Annotated in this window: 19 protein-coding genes; 10 read left to right on the forward strand and 9 right to left on the reverse strand. The window is 71.3% G+C overall.

Annotation, left to right across the window (positions count from 1 at the left end):
• Positions 1-88 precede the first annotated feature (88 nt).
• Both Pka01_RS35060 and Pka01_RS35065 read left to right on the forward strand, forming a co-directional pair.
• Entirely contained in the window at positions 89-319 is a 231-nt protein-coding gene (locus Pka01_RS35060) for a hypothetical protein (RefSeq protein ID WP_203887281.1), read from the forward strand.
• Positions 320-465: 146 nt separating this feature from the next.
• Positions 466-1,491, forward strand: a complete 1,026-nt coding sequence (locus tag Pka01_RS35065) for a lactonase family protein (RefSeq protein ID WP_203887282.1) — start codon at positions 466-468, stop codon at positions 1,489-1,491.
• 65 nt (positions 1,492-1,556) lie between these two features.
• Here the strand turns inward: Pka01_RS35065 and Pka01_RS35070 are convergent, their stop codons facing one another.
• From Pka01_RS35070 to Pka01_RS35080, 3 genes are all read right to left on the reverse strand, one after another.
• Positions 1,557-2,369 carry an SAM-dependent methyltransferase gene (locus Pka01_RS35070; protein ID WP_203887283.1) on the reverse strand — a complete coding sequence of 271 codons (813 nt, stop codon included), beginning with the start codon at positions 2,367-2,369 and terminating at the stop codon, positions 1,557-1,559.
• 74 nt (positions 2,370-2,443) lie between these two features.
• Complete coding sequence (locus Pka01_RS35075) at positions 2,444-3,256, reverse strand: DUF4253 domain-containing protein (RefSeq protein ID WP_203887284.1); 813 nt, start codon at positions 3,254-3,256, stop codon at positions 2,444-2,446.
• 50 nt (positions 3,257-3,306) lie between these two features.
• Entirely contained in the window at positions 3,307-4,278 is a 972-nt protein-coding gene (locus tag Pka01_RS35080) for a helix-turn-helix transcriptional regulator (protein ID WP_203887285.1), read from the reverse strand.
• A gap of 121 nt (positions 4,279-4,399) precedes the next feature.
• Between Pka01_RS35080 and Pka01_RS35085 the strand changes: the two genes are divergently transcribed.
• Genes Pka01_RS35085 through Pka01_RS35095 form a run of 3 tightly spaced genes read left to right on the forward strand, consistent with a single transcriptional unit; the run spans position 4,400 to position 7,732 of the window.
• Entirely contained in the window at positions 4,400-5,980 is a 1,581-nt protein-coding gene (locus tag Pka01_RS35085; protein ID WP_203887286.1) for a peptide ABC transporter substrate-binding protein, read from the forward strand.
• On the forward strand, positions 5,977-6,906 hold the full coding sequence (locus tag Pka01_RS35090) for an ABC transporter permease (RefSeq protein WP_239115877.1): 930 nt from the start codon (positions 5,977-5,979) through the stop codon (positions 6,904-6,906). Before Pka01_RS35085 ends, Pka01_RS35090 begins: the two co-directional genes overlap by 4 nt.
• Complete coding sequence (locus Pka01_RS35095; RefSeq protein WP_239115878.1) at positions 6,893-7,732, forward strand: ABC transporter permease; 840 nt, start codon at positions 6,893-6,895, stop codon at positions 7,730-7,732. The genes Pka01_RS35090 and Pka01_RS35095 overlap by 14 nt, the downstream gene beginning before the upstream one ends.
• A 24-nt stretch (positions 7,733-7,756) precedes the next feature.
• Here the strand turns inward: Pka01_RS35095 and Pka01_RS35100 are convergent, their stop codons facing one another.
• From Pka01_RS35100 to Pka01_RS35125, 6 genes are all read right to left on the reverse strand, one after another.
• Entirely contained in the window at positions 7,757-8,251 is a 495-nt protein-coding gene (locus tag Pka01_RS35100) for a hypothetical protein (protein WP_203887287.1), read from the reverse strand.
• Between the two features lie 75 nt (positions 8,252-8,326).
• Positions 8,327-9,613 carry a M20/M25/M40 family metallo-hydrolase gene (locus Pka01_RS35105; protein WP_203887288.1) on the reverse strand — a complete coding sequence of 429 codons (1,287 nt, stop codon included), beginning with the start codon at positions 9,611-9,613 and terminating at the stop codon, positions 8,327-8,329.
• Complete coding sequence (locus Pka01_RS35110) at positions 9,610-11,568, reverse strand: prolyl oligopeptidase family serine peptidase (RefSeq protein WP_239115880.1); 1,959 nt, start codon at positions 11,566-11,568, stop codon at positions 9,610-9,612. Before Pka01_RS35110 ends, Pka01_RS35105 begins: the two co-directional genes overlap by 4 nt.
• Positions 11,565-12,689 carry a C39 family peptidase gene (locus tag Pka01_RS35115; RefSeq protein WP_239115882.1) on the reverse strand — a complete coding sequence of 375 codons (1,125 nt, stop codon included), beginning with the start codon at positions 12,687-12,689 and terminating at the stop codon, positions 11,565-11,567. Before Pka01_RS35115 ends, Pka01_RS35110 begins: the two co-directional genes overlap by 4 nt.
• 253 nt (positions 12,690-12,942) lie before the next feature.
• Positions 12,943-14,247: an elongation factor Tu gene (locus Pka01_RS35120; protein ID WP_203887290.1), complete on the reverse strand. Its 1,305-nt coding sequence runs from the start codon at positions 14,245-14,247 to the stop codon at positions 12,943-12,945.
• 287 nt (positions 14,248-14,534) lie between these two features.
• The gene (locus Pka01_RS35125) at positions 14,535-15,698 is read right to left on the reverse strand and encodes a DUF5925 domain-containing protein (protein WP_239115884.1); all 1,164 of its coding nucleotides are present in this window, start codon (positions 15,696-15,698) and stop codon (positions 14,535-14,537) included.
• Positions 15,699-15,859: 161 nt separating this feature from the next.
• Here Pka01_RS35125 and Pka01_RS35130 point away from each other — a divergent pair, with 161 nt between their 5' ends.
• The 5 genes from Pka01_RS35130 (at position 15,860) to Pka01_RS35150 (ending at position 23,855) form a co-directional block, all read left to right on the forward strand.
• Positions 15,860-16,630, forward strand: coding sequence for a peptidoglycan recognition protein family protein (locus Pka01_RS35130; protein WP_203887291.1), 771 nt, complete (start codon positions 15,860-15,862; stop codon positions 16,628-16,630).
• A 130-nt stretch (positions 16,631-16,760) separates the two neighbouring features.
• Positions 16,761-18,572, forward strand: a complete 1,812-nt coding sequence (locus Pka01_RS35135) for a methylmalonyl-CoA mutase family protein (RefSeq protein WP_203887292.1) — start codon at positions 16,761-16,763, stop codon at positions 18,570-18,572.
• Positions 18,569-20,722, forward strand: a complete 2,154-nt coding sequence (gene scpA / locus Pka01_RS35140) for a methylmalonyl-CoA mutase (RefSeq protein ID WP_203887293.1) — start codon at positions 18,569-18,571, stop codon at positions 20,720-20,722. Before Pka01_RS35135 ends, scpA begins: the two co-directional genes overlap by 4 nt.
• On the forward strand, positions 20,719-21,708 hold the full coding sequence (gene meaB / locus Pka01_RS35145; protein ID WP_203887294.1) for a methylmalonyl Co-A mutase-associated GTPase MeaB: 990 nt from the start codon (positions 20,719-20,721) through the stop codon (positions 21,706-21,708). The genes scpA and meaB overlap by 4 nt, the downstream gene beginning before the upstream one ends.
• Before the next feature lie 155 nt (positions 21,709-21,863).
• Positions 21,864-23,855: a CehA/McbA family metallohydrolase gene (locus tag Pka01_RS35150; RefSeq protein WP_203887295.1), complete on the forward strand. Its 1,992-nt coding sequence runs from the start codon at positions 21,864-21,866 to the stop codon at positions 23,853-23,855.
• Positions 23,856-23,859: the final 4 nt, after the last annotated feature.

Here is a 23,859-nt window from a genome sequence, read left to right on the forward strand (position 1 = left end):
CAAGATTTCACGCAGGCGGTCAACCTCAGGCCCGACTAGTGCGTCAGGACTAGGCATCGTTCGTTCAGACGCAAGATGGCAGGGCCTTATGCCTACTCCTGATTTCCGAGGCGACGGCCTCGACGGTCTTTTCCAAACGGACCTGCGAGCCCGCCTCGCGCTCGACGCGGTACGCCGGCGGGGTCCGGAAGCGGTGGAGGAGGAGACGCTCCGGATGAAGTCCGAACTGGTCCGGCTGTACGGATGGGAGGGCTACCAGCGGGTCATCTCCAAGATGGAGAGCGACCTGGCCCGGCTCCACGAGCGGCCGGCGCCGTAGCGGCGGAAACCCGCGAGAGGCGTTCGCCGACGCCCCCCACGACGACTTCGATGACGACTTAGACGAAGACCCCGACGGCGACTTCGCCGCCGACTTCGCGGATAACATCGGCGGCGGAACGGACCGCCTACCCCGATGGAGCGACGATGACGCGACCCCTTCCCGGCACTGACGCGAACGGCCACGCGGCGCTCCGGGATCTCGTCGTCGGCGGCTACACGCCGGACACCGGCGGCACGGGACCGGGGCTGGCCCGCGTGCGGGTCGACACGGAGGGCCGGACGGAGATCGTCGCGCGGACCGCCGTCCCCGGGCCGTCGTTCGTCACCGCGCATCCCCGGCTGCCTCTGATCTACGCGGTGCTCGAGCGGGACGCGGGAGGCGTGGCGGTGTTCGCCGACGACCCCGCCGGCCTACGCCTGCTCGCCGAGCGTTCCAGCGGCGGCTCGTTCCCCTGCCACGCCGCCGTGGACCCGGCCGGGACCTGGCTCGCCGTGGCTAACTACGGCGACGGCACGGTCGCCGTCTTCCGTCTCTCCCCGGACGGCATGCCCGGCCCGGAGCCGTTGCTCTTCCCCAACGAGGGACGGGGACCCGACCCCGACCGGCAGGAGGGGCCACACGCCCATCAGGCCGTCTTCGGGCCGGACGGGGTGCTTTACGTGACCGACCTCGGCACCGACGAGGTCCGGCGCTTCCTGCCCGACATGACTCCCCACCCCGCCGGTCCCGTACGGCTGACGCCGGGGTCGGGTCTGCGGCACTTCGTGCATCGCGAGGGCCACTGGTACGTCGCCGGAGAACTGGACGGGATGGTCGGCGTCTACGACGGCGACTGGCGCGAGGTCGCCCGGGTGGCCGCAAGTGAAAGCGGTGTCCGCAATCACCCCTCGCACATCGCCGTCTCCGACGACGGTCGCCGTCTCTACGTCGCCAACCGGGGTCCGGACACCGTGACGACCTTCGCGCTCGACGGCGCACGGCCGGTGCGAGTCGCCGAGACGCCGGCCGGGGGCACGTGGCCACGGCACTTCGCCCTCGACGGAGACCGGCTCTACGTGGCCAACCAGCGGTCGGACGCGGTGGCCGTACTCAGACTGGAAGACGGGGTGCCCGCGGCGACCGGCGCGACCGTCGAGCTGGGCAGCCCCTCGTGCGTGCTCATCCGATGAGGCTCGCCCGACGAGGACGGCTCACGCGATGAGAAAGGCCCACGCACCGCTCACGGGATGAGCGGTCACGGGACGCGCGCGACGCCTCCGACGATCCACGCCTTGTCGGGGCGAGAGGCGGCGGCGGTGCTGTCGGGCCGCCACCGCCGGATGTAGACGAGGCCGGGGTCGACCAGCTCGGTGCCGTCGAAGAACCGCAGCACGTCCTCGCGCCTGCGCGGGGCGTCGTCCGCGTTGGACACGATGCGGCGGAACGCCTCGACGATCGGGCCCACCAGATCGGGGCGCGCGTCGAAGACCGCGTGGCCGATGACGAGGTGGCTGCCGGAGGCGACGTGGTCGCGCAGGTAGGCGACGCTCTTGTACGGGTCGCTCACGTCCGGGAGGTACTGGAGCCGGGCGGGGATCAGCAGCCCGACCGGCTGGTCGAAGTCGATGACGCGGCGGATGTCGGGACTGTCGAGCAGTTCGGCCGGCTGGAGGATGTTGCCCTTCACGACGCCGGTGTGGGGATTGGTCGCGAGGAGGGCGCGCCCGTGCGTCAGGACGACGGGGTCGTCGTCGACGTAGACGACCCGGGCGTCGGGGACCAGCGACTGGGCGACCTCGTGGGTGTTGCGCTGGGTGGGCAGCCCCGAGGCGACGTTGACGAACTGCGTGATGCCCTGGTCGACGAGGTAGCGCACCGCGCGTTCCAGGAAGTCCCTGACCTCGGTCGCCATGTCCTTGATTTCGGGGGCGATCGTGAGCAGTCGTTCGGCCAGGTCCCGGTCGGCGGCGAAGTTGTCCTTGCCGCCTAACAGGTAGTCGCTCATGCGGGCGATGTTGGCCGTGCTCGTGTCGAAACCCGCCACTCCGCGCCGCTCCGCGCCACTCACAGGAGCCCCTTTCCATGACTGTGCCTGGATGATTATTGCCTAACGAATATTGGTTTGTGCCCATATATCGCTGGTTAATCCCACCAGAACGACCACGCGTTCTGCCCGACGATCTCGTGGGCGTAGTCGACGAGCGTCCCCGGGCCCTGCAGGAGGGTGTCCGGGCAGAAGGTCCAGTGCTCGGCCGCGACGCGCAGCGCGTGCTCAGGGGTCGCCGGAGGTGCGGCGATGCTCAGGTCGAGTGTGTTGAAGCCGAGGCCGACCACCCGCGCGCCGAACCGGTCCTCCCAGCTGCGCACGACGGCGGCGAGCGGCACCGTCCACTCGTTGTGGTGCAGTGCGCCCTGCCAGCCGATGGCGACGAGCGCGTCGGCTCCCCGCTCGACCGCCGCCAGGCCGAGCGGCGTCCTTCGCTCGGCCACGACCCCGGCGTACCAGTCCGCGACCACGTCCGGGTGCGCGACCGGCTCGCCGGGGTCGGCCGGTCCCGGGCAGTCGTCTCCGAACGGCGCCAGGTCCGCTTCTCTGTTGATGAGGTCGCGCCACGCCTCGGCCATGAACCCCGCGGCCGTGTAATGGTCGATCTCGGCGACCGAGTCCGGCGCGATCTGCCCGGCGGCCCACGGTTGCACGCCGTCCTCCAGGAGCACCGGCCACAGGCCCGACCGCCGGTGCTCCTCGCGGAGCCGGGTCCACAACCCGGCCTGAACCGGGTCGTCGCTGAGCCAGAACGACGGCCGGTGATGCGTCCGCAACGGGTCGTACTCGGGATCCGGCCACACGAGGGAGCCGGACGGGAGGTCGACGCCGAACGCCCGCCCGTCGCCTCCGCCGCCGAACAGCAGCTCCAGATCGAGCGGAAGCTGCCGTAGCTCGTGATCCGCCATGCGCCAATAATGTCGGACCTTGTGCGGAGATGCCCGGCGAGGGCCGCCTCCTATGTCACGTCGAGCCGGCAGAGCCCCTCGGTGATGACCTTCGTCGTCAGACGGGTACGGCTGTCGCAGCCGAGTTTGGCGAAGATGTGCTCCAGATGGGTGGTCACCGTCCGCACGCTGAGGACGAGCGCCGCGGCGATCTGCGGGTTGGAGTCGCCCCTGGCGACCCGGGTGAGCACCTCGACCTCCCTGGCCGTCAGGTCGTACGGCAACGCACACGGACGCTCCGCGATGACGGCGCCCTGGATCGCGCCGCGGAACCCGACACCGGCCCGGTGGACCCGCAGCTCTCTCCACTGGCCGCCGCCGTCCAGCCAGAGCCCGCGGCGGGACAGCTCACGCGAGTCGATGAACGACCGGGCGAGCTCCGCCACGGCCGGTTCGGACGCGAGGGCCTCCGACGAGGGCCACCCGGCGACGTCGCTGCGCCGCCCACAACGCTCGAACGCGGCGGCGCGAAAACCCGGCGGCAGGCCGAGCGGGTCGACGACGCATCTGGTCAGGTCGGTGAGGTGCGCGAGCGCGGGGGAGACGGCGCTGACGACCGCGGCCGTCTCGGGCGGGAGGTCGCCGCGCGAGCCGAGATGCAGCAGGCCGGTGTAGCGGCCCTCGCTCAGGAACAGCGGGGTGGTGATCCCGGCGCGCCAGCCGTACGGCTCGAGGTGGCGGCGGAAGTAGCGTTCGGTGCCGGGGGAGCCCATGGCGAGCGGCTCCCTGCGCGTCATCGCCCTGCGATAGGACGCCAGGCTCGCGTACTCCTCCGCCGCGTCGTCGTCCACACGGCCGTATCCCTCGCACACCAGGGATCGGTGGCGGCCGGTCGCGGGGTCGAACCCGACGAACTCGTAGGCGTCCACCGGGATGACCTCGCGCAGCGCGGCCATCGCGCCGTGCGCCCCCTGCCGGGCCACCTGGAAACCCAGCTCCGCGAAGGCCTGGAGGTGGCGCGCGCTCAGGCTGATCCGTTCCATGGGACCTCCATGGTCAGCCTCCCGCACCACATCCTGCAAAGGAATACGTAAAGCTTCCGATGTGACCGACCGGCCCGTTATCTACCCTCACCGGCAACACGACCCGGAGAGGCGGGGGCCGATGAGAATCAGCGGCAGAGGGACCGTGGCCCTCGCGGTGGCGGCGGTCATGTTCGGCGGCGCGTGCGGGGGCACGCCGGAGACGCCGGCGACGAGCGAGTTCTCGGTCGCGCTGACCGAGCCCGACCATCTCACTCCCGGCAACACCTCGAGCAGTTACTCCCAGACCGTGATCGACGCGCTGTTCGACATGCCGGTCTACATCGACGCGCAGGGCAAGCCGCAGATGCGGGCCGCCGCGTCGGTGACCAGCACCGACCAGAAGGTGTGGACGATCAAGATCAAGCCGGGCCGGAAGTTCGGCAACGGCGAGCCGGTGACCGCCCAGAGTTTCGCCGACTCGTGGAACGCCGCCGCCTACGGCCCGAACGGGTGGACCAACAACTACTACTTCGGCAACATCGAGGGCTACGACGCGCTCAACCCCGAGGAGGGCGAGCCGGCGACCGACACCATGAGCGGGCTCAAGGTGCTCGACCCGGAGACGCTGGAGGTCACGCTCACCGGCCCGTTCAGCCAGTTCCCCGTGACGCTGGCCTGGATGGCGTTCGCCCCGATGCCGAAGGCTGCGTTCAAGGACCTCAAGGCCTACGACCAGGCACCCATCGGCAACGGCCCCTTCGTCCTCGACGGGGCGTGGCAGCACAACCGGCAGATCAAGATCAAGAAGTCTCCGACGTACACCGGTGAACGGCAGGCGCGTTCCGACGGCGTCCTGTTCAAGATCTACGCCAGCCGCGACACCGCGTACACCGACCTGCGGGCCGACCGGGTCGACCTGCTGCAGACCATCCCGCCGGCCAGCGCGCCCGAGGCGAAGCGGCTGCTCGGCGACCGGTTCCTCGCGACGCCCGGCGGCACGATGGACTACCTCGGCTTCCCGCTGTTCGACAAGAGGTTCGCCAGCGCGGACCTGCGCCGGGCGTTCTCCATGGCCATCGACAGGAAGGCGATCACGGACGCCGTCTTCAACGGCGCGTTCCAGCCCATGTCGTCGCTGCTCGCGCCGCTCGTCCCCGGGTACCGCGCCGACGCGTGCGGCGAGGCCTGCGTGTACGACCCCGCCAAGGCCAAGCAGCTGTTCGACCAGGCCGGCGGCTTCAGCGGCACGCTGAACCTCTACTTCTCCAACGCCGACCCCAGCTACGAGCAGTGGATGACGGCCGTCGCCAACCAGCTCAAGCAGAACCTCGGCATCCAGGACATCGCGTTCAAGAAGCTCCCGGCAGCCGACTACCTCCCGACGCTCCGCGCGCACAAGCAGGACGGCCCGTACCGAAACAACTGGGTGATGGACTACCCGAGCCCGCAGGACTACCTCGAGTACATGTGGGGCGCCGGCAACCGGATGGGCTGGGAGAACAAGGAGTTCGACGACCTGATCAAGAAGGCGAACTCGGCGGCGAGCTTCGACGAGAGCATCCCGATCTACCAGCAGGCGGAGGACGTCGCGCTCACGGAGATGCCGATGATGCCGCTCTGGAACTGGCAGGACCAGATCGGCTACTCCACGCGGCTCGGCGACGTCCAGATCACCCCCTACGGCGCGAACCTCGACAAGATCACGGTCAAGCGGCAGTGAGATACGCCGCGCACCGCCTGGCACAGGCCGTGCCGGTGTTCTTCGCCACCACCTTTGTGATCTACGCGATGGTGTTCGTCCTGCCCGGCGACCCGATCCTCGCGCTCGCCGGAGACAAGCCGGTGCCCGACCAGGTCCTGGACGTCATGCGGGAGCGCTACCACCTGAACGACCCGCTCCTGGTCCAGTACGGCCGCTACATGCTCGGCCTGCTGCACGGCGACCTCGGGGAGACGTTCACCGGCCAGCCGGTGAGCGAGCTCCTCCAGGACCGCTGGGGGGTGACCGCCCAGCTCGCGGCGACCGCCTGGATCTTCGAGCTGGCCGTGGGCATCGCCCTCGGCGTCGTCGCCGGACTGCGCAGAGGCGGGGTCGCCGACACCGCCGTCCTCGCCGGGACGACGTTCGTCATCGCGGCGCCGGTGTTCGTCGTCGGCTACACGGCGCAGATCGTGTTCGGGCTCAACCTGGGGCTGTTCCCGACGGCGGGGACCGACGAGGGCTGGCCGGGCAGCTACCTGCTGCCCGGGATGGTCCTCGGCTCGTTCGGGCTCGCCTACGTCGCCCGCCTCACGCGGACCGCGCTGGTGGAGAACCTCCGGTCCGACTACGTCAGGACGGCAACGGCCAAGGGCATGCGCAGGAGAAGGGTCGTCGGCGTGCACGCCCTGCGCAACTCGCTGATCCCGGTCGTCACCTTCCTGGGGGTCGACTTCGGCAACCTGATGGCCGGGGCGGTCGTCACCGAGGGCATCTTCAACCTGCCGGGCATCGGCCAGCAGGTGTTCCAGTCGATCCAGCTCCAGGAGGGGCCCGTCGTCGTCGGCGTCACCACCGTGCTCGTCATGATCTTCATTGCGGCCAACCTGGCCGTCGACCTCCTGTACGGGCTGCTCGACCCGAGGATCCGGCGTGCTCGCGCGTGACGCCTGGCGGGAGATGCGCGGACGTGTCGTCTTCTGGTTGTCGGCCGTCGTCCTCGCGGTCGCGGTGGCGATGGCGGCCGTCCCCGGCGTCTTCGCGGCCATGGGCCCCAACGAAGGTTGCGACCTGCGCATGTCCAAGAAGGGGCCCGCGTCGGGCGCGGTGTTCGGCTACGACCTGCAGGGGTGCGACTACTGGTCGCAGATCGTGCACGGCACGCGGGCGTCGATCATGATCGGCATCGCGGTGACCGTCGCCGCCCTGGCCATCGCGGTCGTCCTCGGCCTGCTCGGCGGCTACTACGGCGGCCTGCTCGACGCGCTCATCTCGCGGGTCACCGACGTCTTCTTCGGCATCCCCTTCGTCCTGGGCGCCACGGTGGTCCTGGTGGCCTTCCCCGACCACGGCATCTGGGCCATGACATCGGTGCTCGTCCTGCTCGGCTGGACCACCATGACCCGCCTGATGCGCGGCCAGGTCATCGCGGTCCGGAACATGGACTTCGTCGAGGCCGCCCGCATGCTGGGGGCTAGTGACCGCCGGATCATGTTCCGGCACATCCTCCCGAACGCGATCGCGCCCGTCTTCGTTGTCGCCATGCTCAACGTCGGCAACGTCATCGCCGGCGAGGCGACCCTCGACTACCTCGGCGTCGGCCTGCAGTACCCCGACGTCTCGTGGGGCCTGCAGCTCAACGTCGCCCAGACGTTCTTCGCCGAGTATCCCCACCTGCTCGTGTTCCCCGCGCTGTTCCTCACCGCCGCCGTCCTGAGCTTCCTCACGCTCGGCGACGTCGTGCGCGACGCCTTGGATCCCCGCCTCCGCTGACCACGTGCCCGGCCGGCGGCGGACTCACGGGGCGCCGGTACGGCCGGCCCCCTCCGGCCACAGGATCCTGACCTCGATCGAGCGCCGCCTCGCCTCGCTGACGACCTCGGCCGTGCCGCCCTGCCCCTGAGCCGGCCGGCCGTCCCACACCGCGATCAGCAGGTCGACGTCCACCAGCAGGGCCGTGTTGGCCTCGTCGTAGGTCGCCGGCGTGGGGGCGTCGTACGGCAGGTGGAGGACCTTGCGCGCCGACCCGAGCAGCCGCTCGAAGGTCTCCCGGTCACGGGCGGGCAGGCGGCAGCCGTAGTCGCGGGCGGGGACGATCGCCTCCAGCGACCCGCCGAGCCGCAGCACCAGGTCGGCGAAGATCTGGTCGGCGCCGGGGGCCAGGCACGACACCCCGACGATGGCGGGAGCGTGCTCGGCGAGCTCCCGCCGCATCGCGTAGCCCACCAGATCGGTGGTCGCAGGGGTCAGGTCACGGTGGCCGGTCACCGCCACACGCAGCCCGTCGCTCATGGACCACCTCCCATGAACGTTCTACCCGCTCGGCGGCCTCCGCGCCCGCGATCACACCTGAGATCACACCTGCGATCACGCGGCCGATTCGGCGGCCGGCTCCGCGGCGAGCAGCCGGTCGAGCACGCGGACGCCGAACTCGAGGCCCTCCACGGGGACCCGCTCGTCCACGCCGTGGAACATGCCGAAGTAGTCGAGGCCGGGCGGCAGCAGCAGGGGCGCGAAGCCGTACCCCTTGATCCCGATCCTGGCGAACGACTTCGCGTCGGTCCCGCCCGTCATCACGTACGGCACGGGCCTGCCCGTGGGGTCCTCCGCCCGGAGGGCGGCGGCGAGTTCGTCGAAGAGCCCGTCGGCCGGGGAGGAGACGCCCTCCTCGAAGCTGACGAACTCCCGGGTGACCTTCGGGCCGAGCAACCGGTCGATCGTCGCCAGGAACTCGTCGCGCAGCCCCGGCAGGAACCTGCCGTCGACGTGGGCCTCGGCCGTGCCCGGTATGACGTTGACCTTGTATCCGGCGTCGAGCATCGTCGGGTTGGCCGAGTTGCGCAGCACGCCCTTGAACAGGACGCCCGCCCGGGGCAGCCGCTCGAGCTCCTCGTCCAGCCTTTCGAGGTCGATCCGCGTGCCCAGGGCCTGGGACAACTCGTCGATCAGCCGGGCCACCTCGGGCGTGAGCCGTACCGGCCAGGTGTGGTCGGCGATCCTGGCGACGGCCCGGGCGAGCTCCGCGACGGGGTTGTCCACCGCGGGCTTGGAACCGTGCCCGGCCACCCCCCGCGCGGTGAGCCGCATCCACGCCGTGCCGCGCTCGCCGACGGCGATCGGGTAGATCCGCGTGCCGCCGTCGTGCCAGCTGAAGCCGCCGGATTCGCTGATGGCCTCGGAGCAGCCCTCGAAGAGGTGGCGATGCCGTTCGACCGCGTGCCCGGCGCCGTACTCGCCGGTCGCCTCCTCGTCGGCGAGGAAGGCCAGCACGAGATCGCGCTTGGGCCGCCTGCCCTGCCGCACCCAGGCGAGCGTCATGGCCAGCGAGCCCTTCATGTCGACGGCGCCGCGCCCGTGCACGCACCCGTCCACCACCTCGCCGGAGAAGGGATGGATCCGCCATTCGGAGGTGTCGGCGGGAACGACGTCGAGGTGCCCGTGGATCAGCAGCGCGTCGTCGCTGTCCCCGGGGATCCGGGCGACCACGCTGGTGCGGCGCGGCGCCGACTCGAAGACGATCGGCTCGATGCCGGCCTCGTCGAGCAGTCCCGCGACGTACTCGGCGGCCTGCCGCTCACCCGGCCCGTCGCCCGTGCCGTCGTTGGTGGTGTCGATCCGCAGCAGATCCGAGCAGATCGTCGCCACGTCGGTCATGTCTTCTCCTCTGTTCGGCCCATGTTCCCGTCGCCGGCGCCCTCCAGGGTGAGCGGGGGGACCTCCGGCGTCGGGAAGCCGAAGATCAGGCCGTAGAAGGCGAGTTCGGTCTCAAGGACGGCGACGATCGTCTCCTCGCGCCGCCATCCGTGCTGCTCTCCGGGGAATGTACGGTACGCCCACAGGCCGCCGGTCCGTGCCAGGGCCGCGGCGAACCGCTCGGACTGGGACGGGTCGACGACCGCGTCCTCCAGGCCGTGCATGAGCAGGGCGGGGCCGGACGCCCTGGCCGCGTGCAGGACGGGGGAGCGGTCGGCATAGCGCGCGCGGGTCTCCGGGAGCGGGCCGATCAATCCGTCCAGGTAACGCGACTCGAAGTCGTGCGTCTCGGCCGCCCAGCCCTCGGGGTCGGAGATGCCGTAGTGCGACACCGCGCCGCAGAACACGTCGCTGTGCACGAGGGCGGCGAGCGACGTCCATCCGCCGGCGCTGCCGCCGCGGATCGCCACCTTCTCCGCCCGTCCCGACGCGATCAGCCACCGCGCCGCCGTCTCGCTGTCGCGGACGTCGACGACCCCCCAGTTGTGCCGGAGCCGCTCGCGGTAGGCCCGGCCGTACCCGGAGGAGCCGCCGTAGTTCACCTCGGCGACCCCGATGCCCCTGCTGGTGAAATAGGCCACCGTCAGGTCGAGCACCGGGGCGGCCGAGCTGGTCGGGCCGCCGTGCACGAAGACCACGTACGGCGCCGGCCCGCCGGTGCCGTTCTCCCTGGCCGCGACCGCGGCGTGCGGCGCGTAGAGATGGACGTGGACGCCCTCGATCGTCACCGGCTCCGGCGTGGGCAGCAACTCGGCCGGCGGCAGCCGCCTGCCCGCAGACACCACGGTCCGCTCGCCGGTCTCCACGTCGATGCGGACCACCTCGTGCGGCCGGTACGGCGACGCGCCGACGCCGACCACGTGACGGCCGTTCGCCGACAGCGTCGGGGTCCAGAACGTGTAGGAGCCGCCGACGTCCCTGATCGGCGTGCCGGCCGCGGGATCGTCGATCACGCCGAGCCGCCGTTCGTCGCCCGTTCCGTGCATGGTGACGATCCGCTCACCCGCCAGGGCGAAGAAGGTGTTCCCGATCCTCCAGAAGGCGTCGCCGAACTCCTGGTCCATCGGGGTCAGGTCGCGGCTCGCGCCGTCCAGGCCGACGTGGTGGATGTTCCACCATCCGGTCGGGTCGGCCACCGCGTAGAGGCTTCCGGCGTCGCGCCATTCGGCCTGCACGATCGACACCCGGGCGTCGCCGCCGCCCATGAGGACCCGGTGCGGGCCGCCCGCGACGGGCGCGACGCAGAGTTCGGTGGCGTCCCAGGGCATGTCCGGGTGGTTCCAGCCGATCCACGCGATGTGCCGCCCGTCAGGGGATATGCGTGGATTCATCAGGAAATGATGCGAATTGATCAAACTGCGTATCGGGGAGACGCCGTCGAGCGGAACCGCCACGATGTCCCTCGTGACGTCGCGCCCGACGCCGACCTCGCGGACGCACAGGATCTCGCCGTCGAGCCGGTCGCCCGGCGCGTGCGAGTGCCCGCCCTCGTGCCCGCCCTCGTGCCCGTTCCCGTGGACGACGAGGTCGCCGTAGCGTGCGGGGCCCTCCGGGGTGAGCGGGACCGGCTCCTCACCGGGGGCGCACAGGTAGATCCGCCCGTCGTCCCAGTTGGTGAAGATCAGCCGGCCCCGGTGCGCGCGCCACGACCGCCCGCCGTATTCGATGACCCTGTTCCTGGCGTTCCACCCGTGCGGAAGCACGTCCTCGACCGTCCCGCCCGCCGTCCTGCGCACGACGCAGCGGCGGCCGCCCTCGTGCGGGCGCGACTCGTCCCACCAGGTCTCGTCACCGGAGATCTCGACCCATAGCGGGTGGTCATCCGTGCGAGCGACGTCGGAGGCGTGAATTGTCACCAGTTTCCCTCGGAGTCCGGAAGCCGAATGCCGGGCGGATGCACCACATGGACGATGCCCCCGCTTCCGCGCTGCCAGACCCCCTCGAAGGCGGCACGCGGGTAGATCCTCCGCACGGTGCCGTCCGTCGGCGCGGCGGGGTCGTTGACGATCACGTCGCCCTCGGGGGTGAAGCCGACGACGACCATGAGGTTGCCGCTCGTCGAGTAGCCCGAGCCGGGCAGGTCGCGCTCCCTGAAGGACTGCGAGGTGACGACCGGGATCGCGGCGGCGATGAACCGCTCGAGCTCGTTGAGCGAGCGGAGCCGGGTCACGAACCCCTCGAGGCCGTAGCGGCCCGCGTACGCGACGCAGAAGGGCCAGTTGCCGGTGCCCTGGTAGCTGTGGTCGTACACGTCCCTGGCGGCGTGATCGACCACGGGGCACGGGTCGTCCGGCCGCACCCAGCCCAGCTCGGCGGCAGAGGGCCCCCGCCCCCAGTAGCCGAGCAGCATGGCGAGCGAGGCGGGGCCGGACCAGGAGTCGCCCCCTCCGTCCCACTCGGGGTAATGGCCGGCATGGGTCTTCTGCGATCTCGGCGGCACATCCAGCTCGACGCCCGTCGTCCCCGGAGCGCTCACCCGGTTCCCCTGCCGTACGGCTGACGCCATCACGCCGACCGAACCCACACGGGCGCCCTCGCCGTACAGGGTGACCCGGATCCGGTAGGCCGTGACCGGCCGGGTGGCCACGAAGGTGTCCACCGCGACGTCGCCGTCCTCGTCGCCCTGACCGGGCAGGGACGTGCGGTGGATGTCGGTGTCGCCCTCAGCCCACCGGGCCATCACGTACCACTTGGTGAGGGCGCCGCCCGCCGTACGGGCCCGCAACTCGATCTCCAGCCAGGTGCCGGGCGGCGTCCGCGCGATCCACGAGGCCACCAGAGCGGTCGCGGGGAAGCCGATCTCCCGCTCCTCGGAGGTCCACCGGACGTACGGCCAGGCCGCGGTCTTCCCGGCACCGAAAGGGTCGGTGTAGGTCGCCACCCCGCTCTCCCGCGGTTCGACGGCCCACCGGTGAAGGACGACGCGGCTCAGTCCGGCCGGCAGCAGGGTGACCACCTCGCCGATTGTCGTTTCCACCCTGATGGGGCACATCGGATGGTTTACGTATCCGTCATATGGAACGTTACAGGGCGGCCGAGACGGTAGCTCACCGTGACCGTGACCATGACCGTGACCGTGACCGTGCGCGGGCCCGGCGGCCGTCCGCGCCTCGGTGCGGAGGAGGGGCTCCGTGCGGAACCCCTCCGCCGCCACGCGATCGTGCCGGTCCGCCGGGACCCGCCGGCGACGGCTTCCGGCGTGCTCTGCCTGATCCGGGAGAGCACGCCGTTCAGTCGAGCGGTGCGATCACGGTGCCCGCCCCGACGGTCCTGCCGCCTTCGCGGACGGCGAAGCCGAGGCCCGCCTCGATCGCCACCGGCCTGCCCAGCTCGACGATCACCTCGACGGTGTCGCCCGGCAGCGCGATCCCCATACCGATCTCCGTGCCGATCCCGGTGCCGATCCCGGTGCCGATCCCGGTGCCGATCCCGGTACCGATCTCCGTGCTGTCACCCGCGCTGTTGCCCGTGCCGTCACCCGGGCCGTCTCCCGGCCCGGCCTCGAGCGCGGCCAGGTCCATCCGGCCGGGCACGTCGGCCGTCCGGAGGAAGAACTGCGGGCGGTAGCCGGAGGCGACGGCCGTGTGACGCCCGCCCTCGGCCGCCGTCAGCAGATGCACCCTGGCGGTGAACCGCCGGTGAGCGGTCTGGCTGCCGGGGGCCGCCAGCACCTGGCCGCGGCGCACCTGCTCACGGCGGACACCGCGCAGCAGCAGCGCGGCGTTGTCGCCCGCCTCGCCCCTCTCCAGGGTCTTCCCGAACGTCTCCACGCCCGTGACCACCGCGGTGACGCCCTCGCCGAACCCGACCGCCTGCACGCTGTCGCCGACCCTGACCGTGCCGCGCTCGATCGCGCCGGTGACGACCGTCCCACGGCCGGTGACGGTGATGACGTTCTCCACCGGCAGCAGGAAGGGGGCGTCCGTGTAGCGGTCCGGCACGGGCACCGTGTCGTCGACGGCGTCCAGCAGCGCCACGATGGACGCCTCCCACTCCGGGTCGCCCTCGAGCGCCCGGAGCCCGGACACCCGCACCACGGGGACGTCGTGGTAACCGTGCTCGGCGAGCAGGTCCTGAAGCTCCAACTCGACCAGGTCGGCCAGCTCCGGGTCCGCGCCGTCGGCCTTGTTGAGCGCGACGACGACGTGCTCCACCCCCACGCGATGGGCGAGCAGCACGTGCTCCCTGGTCTGAGGCATGATCCCGTCCAGGGCTGACACCACGAGGATCGCCCCGTCGAGCTGGGCCGCCCCCGTGATCATGTTCTTCACGTAGTCGGCGTGGCCCGGCATGTCGACGTGCGCGTAGTGCCGGGTGGCCGTCTCGTACTCGACGTGGGAGATGTTGATGGTGATCCCCCGCAGGGCCTCCTCGGGAGCCCGGTCGATCCGGTCGAACGGCACGTACCTCGCGCCGCCCCGCTCGCTGAGAACCTTGGTGATGGCCGCCGTCAGCGTCGTCTTGCCGTGGTCGACGTGCCCCATGGTCCCGATGTTGAGGTGCGGCTTGGCCCGCACGTAGGCCTTCTTGGCCATGTCCCTTTCCCTGTTCCTTCGATGCCCGTCTCAGATCGTGACCCGCGCGGATGGTCGACCCCTCCCCGCCGGGTCACTGAGGACGAACGGGAAAGGGTCAGCGCTCCGCGCCGTCGAGCGGCATCGAGGCACGCGCGAGTGCGCCCGCGGTGGCGGGCGTCACGAAGAGGGCGTGCCGGAACATGCGTTCATGATCCCGTGGCGTCCGGGTGGGCGGCAAATGGTTTTCCCGCCCGGACCCGGACCCGGACCCGGCTGGGTCCGGCTCCGGGCCCGGACGCCTCGGATCAGAGGTAGAGGCCCGTTTCCGCGGAGACGGCGGGGACCTCGGCGGGCGCGGACGCCCGGCCGTCGCGCAGGGCGAAGAGCTCGGCCAGCGTGGCGCCGTCCGCCCCGATGCCGTCGCGGGTGCCGAGCCAGGCAGCGGCCTGCTCGGCGTCCAGCTTGCCGACCTCGATCTGGGCGAGGCACCTGCCGGGCCGTACGACCGCGGGGTGCAGCCGGCTGAACTCCTCGTTGGTGGTGATGGCGACGAGCACGTCCCTGCCCTGCCCGAGCAGGCCGTCGGTCAGGTTGAGCAGGCGCGACAGGCCCTGACCCGTCGACTGCTTGGCCTCGGTGCGGATCAGCTCGTCGCAGTCCTCCAGGACGAGCAGCCGCCAGCGGGTCGCCTCCTGGTCGGGCCCGTCGTGGCCGACCGCCACACTCATCAGGTAGCCGGGACTGCCGAAGAGCAGCTCCGGGTCCAGTACGCAGTCGACCTGGCACCATGACGCCCACTCCCGCGCGAGGCTGCGCAGCAGCGTCGTCTTCCCCGTGCCCGGCGGGCCGTGCAGCAGCAGGATCCTGCCGGAGATGTCGTCCGGCGTGACCGCCATGAGAGCGTCGAGCCGCTCGGCGGCCGCCCGCGGGTAGTTCCGGCGCACCGACTGCCACGTCTCGGTGCTGATCGGCTTGTTGGACCGGCGCGGGCCGTGGGCCGACATCCACCAGAAGCCCATCTCGACGTGATCGTCGTCGTCGGGCATCGGCTCCTCGGCGTCGTGGATCGCCTCTTCGAGGACCGAGCAGACCAGGTCCTCGCTGACGGCGGTGACCGTGACGGTCGCCGAGCGGTTGCCGTGGCGTACGACGCGGAGCATCCAGCCGTCGCCCTCGATGAGCTTGGACTCCTGGCCGTCGACGTGCTGGGCGACGCGCACGACGCGCCCGCCGGCGGCGGTGAGGAGGGCCTCGGAGCGCACGCGGTCGAGGTTGGCGGTGCGCGACCAGGGCTGGGCGCCGGTCGCGAAGGGCGACAGGGCCAGGGCGTCGATGACGTCGGCCGGGCTGTCGCCGTCGTCCAACCACACGCGCATGGGGAGGGATGCCGGGACGGGCTCGGGCACCGGGCGCGGCGCGGAAACCGGCTCTGAGCTGGGGGAGAAGTGGACCTCCTTAAGTACGGACATATGTCCATGATCTCCGTCGATGATCCCGGTGTCGATTGATTTACGGATCTCGTCGGCATTACCGGGTGTTTAGGCAGGCGGATATCGGTAAAAGTGCATACCTGTTGGACCGATCCGATTACGATCAACCCGAAAATTTAATCCCCCTGGTGGAGAACGCTGTGGCCATCGATCTCGTGACCCGTGCCGAATGGGGGGCCCGCGCCCCCAAAGGCTCCTACTCCTCACTCGCCTCCACGAAGGGCGTCAAGGTCCACTACACCGGCGGGCGCGTCGACCCCGCGATCGTCGACGACCACAAGAAGTGCGTCGCCATGGTGAAGTCGATCCAGAACTTCCACATGGACGGCAACGGCTGGCTCGACATCGGCTACTCCATGGTCGCCTGCCCGCACCGGAAGGTCTTCGTCGGCCGCGGGCCCAAGCATCTCCCCGCGGCCAACGGCGCCGGCCTCAACTCCGGCCACTACGCCGTCCTTGCCCTCGTGGGCAACTCCGGGCTGGTCAAGCCGAGCGACAGCCAGCTGCTCGCGATCCTCGACGCGATCGAGTACCTCCGCGACAAGGGCAACGCGGGCAAGGAGATCAAGGGGCACCGGGACGGCTACTCGACCGAGTGCCCGGGCGACCAGCTCTACGCCTGGGTGAAGAAGGGCGCCCCCCGGCCCGGCGGAGGCACCCAGAGCCCGCCGCCCTCGACGCAGACGCCCAAGTACCCGGGCCGCCTGCTGAAGTACCCGCCGATCATGCAGGGCGACGACGTACGCAAGTGGCAGGCCCAGATGAAGAAGATCGGCTACGACATCGTCGCGGACGGCTACTACGGGCCCAAGTCGAAGGCGGTGTGCGTCAAGTTCCAGAAGGCCGAGCATCTCGACGCCGACGGGATCGTCGGCCCGATCACCTGGAAGGCGTCGTTCACCGCCAAGTGACCGGAAAGGCCGAAGGCGCAGGTCCGGCCTGATGCCCGTCCGGCGGGGCGGCGAAGGCCGGACCTGCCACGACACGCTAGGCGGGGGCCCATGGTGTTGATCGCCCCGGGCTCCGCTTAGCATCCGGTGCATGACGGTGCCGCCTCACGAACTCACCGACCTCGTCTCGGAATTCCCGCCCGCATCCCGGGCGCAGTGGCGGGACCTCGCCTTGGGCGTGCTCAGGAGATCCGGGCTCGACGTGCCGCCCGGCGAGCCGGACGACTCCGGCGACGCCGGGGTGGAGGCGGCGCTGTCCACCACGTCGTACGACGGCGTGCCGATCGCGGCGCTGCACGACCCGTCCGACCTGCCGGAAGGACCGCGCGTCGTCAGTTCCACCGGCCGGTGGGACGTACGGCAGCGGCACGCGGACCCCGATCCCGACGTCACCCGGGCGGCGATCCGCGCCGATCTCGAGAACGGCGCCACCTCGATCTGGCTCGACCTCACCGCGCTGGACCCCACGGCGCTCCCCGACGTCCTCCGGGACGTCTACCTCGACCTCGCGCCCGTCGTCCTCGACGCGGGCAGCCGTACGGGCGAGGCCGCGGAGGTCTTCCTCGACCTCGCGGCCGGCACGGCACTGGCGGGCGGCAATCTGGGCGCGGACCCGATCGGCCTGGCGGCCCGGTCCGGCGTGCCCGCGGGGGACATGGCGGGAGCGGTCTCACTCGCCCGGCGTTGCGCGGACGACCATCCGGGCCTGCGTGCGATCACCGTCGACGCGCTCCCGTATCACGACGCGGGCGGCGGCGACGTGGAGGAGCTCGGCTGCTCGATCGCGACGGGGGTGGCCTACCTGCGGACGCTGACGGACGCGGGGATGCCCGTCGAGCGGGCGCTCGACCAGCTGGAGTTCCGGTACGCGGCGGGCGCGGACCAGTTCCTCACGATCGCCAAGCTCAGGGCGGCCCGCAGGATGTGGGCCCGAGTCGTCGAGGTGGTCGGCGGCACGTCCGGGCAGCGCCAGCACGCGGTGACCTCGTCGGCCATGATGACCGCCCGCGATCCCTGGGTGAACATGCTGCGCACCACTCTCGCGTGTTTCGGCGCGGGCGTGGGCGGGGCCGACGCGGTCACCGTGCAGCCGTTCGACGCGTGCCTCGGCCTGCCGGACGGCTTCGCCAGGAGGATCGCCCGCAACACCCAGTCGCTGCTGATGGAGGAGTCGAACGTCGGCCGCGTGATCGACCCGGCGGGCGGCTCCTGGTACGTCGAAAGGCTCACGGCCGACCTGGCCGACAAGGCGTGGGAGTGGTTCCAGGAGATCGAGCGCACCGGCGGGATGGCCGACGCGCTCGAGCGGCTCGTCCCCGGGCGGCTGGCGGCCACACGGGCGAGCCGGGCCGCGAACATCGCCCGCAGACGGGACCCCGTCACGGGCGTCAGCGAGTTCCCCGACCTGAAGGAGCGCCCGGTGGTCCGGAAGGGCGGCCGCGGGCTCGCGCGGCGGGCCGTGCCCGGAGGGCTGCCCGTCGTGCGGTACGCCGAGGAGTTCGAGGAGCTGCGCGATCTGGCCGACGCGCAGGAGACCCGCCCCACTGTCTTCCTCGCCACCATCGGCCCCGTGGCCGTCCACACGGCGCGGGCCTCGTTCGCGGCCAACCTCTTCGCGGCCGGAGGCGTCGCGACGGTGACCAGCGGGCCCGGCACCGACCCGGCGGCCATGGCCGAGGCCTTCCGCGACTCGGGCACGTCGATCGCGTGTCTGTGCTCCAGCGACCGGCTGTACGGCGAGCACGCGGCGGCCGTGGCGGCCTCGCTCAGGGAGGCCGGGGCCGACAAGATCTGGCTGGCGGGAAAGGGTCACTATGAGGGTGTGGACGCCACGCTCCACGCCGGATGCGACGCGCTCGACGTTCTCCGCACGACCTTCGACGATCTTGGAGTGAGCCGATGATTCCGGATTTTTCGGCAATTGGGCTGAAGCCGGAGGCGGATGCCGTACCGGATCCCGGCGCGGCGCCAGGCTCCGTTGAGGACGCGTGGGAGACGCCTGAGGGGATCGCGGTCAGGTCGCTGTACACGGCCGCCGACCTCGACGGCCTGGACTACCTGCCGACCTATCCGGGCGTCGCGCCGTTCCTGCGCGGCCCGTATCCGACCATGTACGCCACCCAGCCGTGGACGATCCGCCAATACGCGGGCTTCTCCACGGCCGAGGACTCGAACGCGTTCTACCGGCGCAACCTCGCCGCCGGGCAGAAGGGACTGTCCGTCGCCTTCGACCTCGCGACCCACCGGGGCTACGACTCCGATCACCCCCGGGTCGCCGGCGACGTGGGGATGGCGGGGGTGGCCATCGACTCCATCTACGACATGCGCCGGCTGTTCGACGGGATCCCCCTCGACCGCATGAGCGTGTCGATGACCATGAACGGCGCCGTGCTGCCGATCCTCGCGCTCTACATCGTGGCGGCGGAGGAGCAGGGGGTGACGCCAGACAAGCTCGCCGGGACCATCCAGAACGACATCCTCAAGGAGTTCATGGTCCGCAACACCTACATCTATCCGCCGGGCCCGTCGATGCGGATCATCTCCGACATCTTCGAGTACACCTCGCGGAACATGCCGAAGTTCAACTCGATCTCGATCTCCGGCTACCACATCCAGGAGGCGGGGGCGACGCTCGACCTGGAGCTCGCGTACACGCTCGCCGACGGGGTGGAGTACCTGCGTGCGGGCGTCGGGGCCGGCCTCGACATCGACGCGTTCGCGCCGCGGCTGTCGTTCTTCTGGTGCATCGGCATGAACTTCTTCATGGAGGTCGCCAAGCTCCGCGCCGCCCGCCTGCTCTGGGCCACCCTCGTGAAGGGCTTCGGCGCGAAGAACCCCAAGTCGTTGTCGCTGCGGACGCACAGCCAGACCTCCGGCTGGTCGCTGACCGCGCACGACGTGTTCAACAACGTGGTCCGCACCTGCGTCGAGGCGATGGCCGCCACCCAGGGGCACACCCAGTCCCTGCACACGAACGCGCTGGACGAGGCGCTCGCGCTGCCGACCGACTTCTCCGCCAGGATCGCCCGCAACACCCAGCTGCTCCTCCAGCAGGAGTCGGGGACCGGCAGGGTGATCGACCCCTGGGGCGGCTCCTACTACGTGGAGCGCCTGACCTACGAGCTCGCGCGCAAGGCGTGGGGGCACATCCAGGAGGTCGAGCAGGCGGGCGGCATGGCCCGGGCCATCGGGGAGGGCTTGCCGAAGCTGCGCATCGAGGAGGCCGCGGCGCGGACCCAGGCCAGGATCGACTCCGGCCGCCAGCCGGTCATCGGGGTCAACCTGTTCCGGCCGGAGGCGGACGAGCCCATCGAGGTGCTGAAGGTCGACAACACGGCCGTGCGGAACCAGCAGATCGAGAAGCTGCGCAGGCTCCGCGAGGAGCGTTCGCCCGCTGCGGTGGCCGAGGCGCTCGAGGCGCTGACGAAGGCGGCGGCCGGCGGCGGCAACCTGCTCGAGCTCGCGGTGGACGCCGCGCGCGCCAAGGCCACCGTCGGCGAGATCTCGTACGCGCTGGAGAAGGTCTTTGGACGGCATGCCGCGGAGATCCGTACGATCTCCGGTGTGTACCGCCAGGAGGCGGGCGACGCGGTGGACGAGGTCCGCGCGGCGTGCGCCGCGTTCGAGAAGGCCGAGGGCCGCCGGCCCCGGATCCTGGTCGCCAAGATGGGCCAGGACGGCCACGACCGCGGCCAGAAGGTGATCGCGAGCGGCTTCGCCGACCTGGGATTCGACGTGGACGTCGGCCCGCTGTTCCAGACGCCGGAGGAGGTCGCGCGCCAGGCCGTCGAGGCGGACGTGCACGTCGTCGGCGTCTCGTCGCTGGCCGCGGGGCACCTGACCCTGGTGCCCGAGCTGAAGCGGGCCCTGGCCGGGCTGGGGGCGGACGACATCATGATCGTGGTCGGCGGGGTGATTCCGCCCGGAGACATCGACGAGCTGCGGGCCGCCGGAGCCGCCGCGATCTTCCTCCCGGGCACGGTGATCGCCGACGCCGCCCTCGAGCTGCTCAAGGACCTGTCGGCCGCCCTCCGCCATCCGACGTCGCCGTGACCCCTGACGGCGAGGACTACCTGCGGGGCGTCCTCAAGGGCGACCGGCGCTGGATCGCCCGCGCCATCACGCTGGTGGAGTCCACCAGGGCCGACCACCGCGACCTCGCGCAACGGCTCCTGGTGGAGCTGACCCCCCATGCCGGCAGGGCGCGCAGGGTGGGCGTCTCCGGCGTGCCCGGCGTCGGCAAGTCCACGTTCATCGAGGCGCTCGGCACCTCCCTCACCGCGCAGGGGCACCGGGTCGCCGTGCTCGCGGTCGACCCGTCGTCCAGGCGCTCAGGCGGCAGCATCCTCGGCGACAAGACCAGGATGGCGCGGCTGGCCGCCGACCAGAACGCATTCATCCGGCCGTCGCCGACCGCGGGCACCCTCGGCGGGGTCGCCACGGCCACCCGCGAGGCGATGGTCGTGGTCGAGGCGGCCGGGTACGACATCGTGCTCGTCGAGACCGTCGGCGTCGGCCAGTCCGAGACCGCCGTCGCCGACATGGTGGACACGTTTCTCCTGCTCACCCTCGCCCGTACGGGTGACCAGCTCCAGGGCATCAAGAAGGGCGTCCTCGAGCTCGCCGACGTGATCGCGGTCAACAAGGCGGACGGCGAGTACGAGCAGGCCGCGCGGAAGGCGGCCGCCGAGCTGGCCGGGGCCCTGCGGCTGCTGCGCTCGGCCACGCCCGTCCTCACCTGCAGCGGCATGACCGGCGCCGGGCTCGACGAGCTGTGGCGTCAGATCATCCGCCACCAGGAGGGCGTCGACCTGGCGGCCAGGCGCAGCCGGCAGCAGGTCGAATGGACCTGGGCACTCGTCCGCGACCGGCTCCTCGCGCGGTTGGGGGACAAGGCCGCACCGATCGCGCCCTCGATCGAGCGGCAGGTGCTCGACGGCACCCTCACGCCGTCGCTGGCGGCCGACCGGATCCTCCGGGCCTTCCTGCCGGAGGGAGACATGCCCCCGGATGAGGCCCCGGACGAGCGGGCGGATTGACGCGGCAGGCGTAGGCCGATTGCCGTGCGGGGCGGCACGTTTACTCCCCGGTTGTAGAGATGCCTACCTACGTCGCTGTTAATGCACGATTGCATATTTGCCGAGGTAGAACCCCCGCGGAGACGATCGAGGTGTCGTCGAAGCGGGGAGGCACGATGCATCAGGATCCGATGACGCCGCCGCCGGTCGCACTGGCACTGCGGGAATATCGGGCGCTGCTGGCCGAGCACGGGATCACCTGGGGCGAGCCGCCGGTGTCCTACGTACGTTCGATGCCCTTCCTCCGGTTCCCCGAGGAGGCCAGGCGGATGGCCGTCCCGGATGATCCCGACGGCCTCGACGCCTCCGACGACCCCGGCGTTCTCGGTGAGGCGTTCCGCCTGGCACTCGGCGGACGGCTGCCGGGCGGCCTGACGGCGCTCAGGTTGTCCGAGGACGGGCACCGGCTGGAGACGTCCCGCCCGAGCGCCGTCCTGTCGGCCGACCCGGTGCCCGTCGTCCTGCTCGTCGACTCGGCCCGCGACGCCGGGGCCCTGGTGACCGTCGACGGCGTGCCGTACGAGATCGGGCCGCGCGGCGCCGCGCTGCTGGAGGCCACGAGCGGCGCCGCCGTCACCGTCGACGGCGAGGTGGTCGACCTGGCGGGTGTGACGCGCGCGGCCGTGCCCGCGAGGTTGCGGTTGCGCGCCGGCTTCCCGTGCCGCTGGACCGTGGTCTCGGCCGACGGGCAGGGGTGGTACCCGGAGGGCGCGCCGCGCCGGCGCGACTACCACGACGTGCCGTTCTTCCACGGCGACGACCTCGTGCTCGACGTGCCGGCCGAGCCGGTCACCGTACGCGTCACCCGCGGCATGGAGTACGGCACCGCGGAGACGTCCGTGATCCCCGCGGCGTGGCGGGAGACGGTCGTCGAGCTGACACCGGAGCGGATCTTCGACGCCGCCGCGCGCGGGTGGTACGGCGCGGACCTCCACGTGCATCTCAACTGGGCGGGCGACCTGGTCGCGGGGCCCGCGGACGCGGCCGCGGCGCAGCACGGCGAGGACCTGCACGTCCTCAACCTGGTCGCGGGCAACGTGTCCGGCGAGCGGGTGTACGACCGGGAGGCACTCCAGCACTGGGCGGGCCGTGACCTGCCGTGGTCGGACGCCGTCCACATCGCCCGTATGGGCGTCGAGTACCGCAACGACCTGCTGGGCCACGTACACGCGTTCGGCCTGGCCGCGCCGCCGTCGATCTACCACACGGGCTTCTCCGGTACCCCCGACTGGCCGCCGAACGCCGCGGCCTGCGGCGAACTGCGTGAGCTGAACGCGGTGCTGGGGTACGCCCATCCCTTCCACGGGCGCATCTCCTCGCCGGAGGACGTCATCGCCGACGGGCGCAGGAACTGCGCGGCACTGGCGCTGGTCGTCGACGCCGCGCTCGGCCTGATGGACGGCATGGAGGTGCTGCACTTCTCCGAGCTGACCGGAACGGTGGAGGTCTACCGGAGGCTGATCGGCGCGGGCAACCGGCTCGCCGCGCTGGCGGGCACCGACACGATGCTCTCCTTCACGCGTCAGGACACGGTGTCCAACCCGCCGGGCTGGGAACGGGTCTACGCCCGCACGGACGGCCCCCTGTCGGCCGAGTCGTTCGCCCGTGCCCTGCGGCAGGGCAGGACCTTCGCCACCAACGGCCCCTGGCTGGAGCTCACGGTGGACGGCGGCGAGCCGGGGGACACGCTCGACCTGTCCCCGGGCGACCGGGTGACGATCACGGCCCGCGCGACCGGCCACGGCGTGGAGCGACTGGAGCTCCGGACGGCGGACGGCGTGCTCGCCGCCGGTCAGGCGGGCGAGCTCGTCACCTCCTTCGTCGTGGACGTCCCCACCTACGTCGTGGCGGTGGCGACGGGAGGCGGCCACCCGCTCGCGGCCGACGGTCAGACGTTCGCCCACACCAGCCCGGTCTACCTCGACGTCGCGGGCAGGCACGTCGCACGCCCGGAGGACGTCCGATGGTGCATGAGGTGGCTCGACCTGCTGGAAGACCTCGTGAGCGGTCACGCCAGGCTCGCCGACGCCGCCCAACTCGCCGACCACCTCGACCTCGTCGAGAAGGCCCGTACGGTCTACGCGGAACGCCTGGCCATCTCCGGATGACCGC

It is taken from the genome of Planotetraspora kaengkrachanensis, assembly GCF_016862895.1.
GTDB lineage: Bacteria > Actinomycetota > Actinomycetes > Streptosporangiales > Streptosporangiaceae > Planotetraspora > Planotetraspora kaengkrachanensis.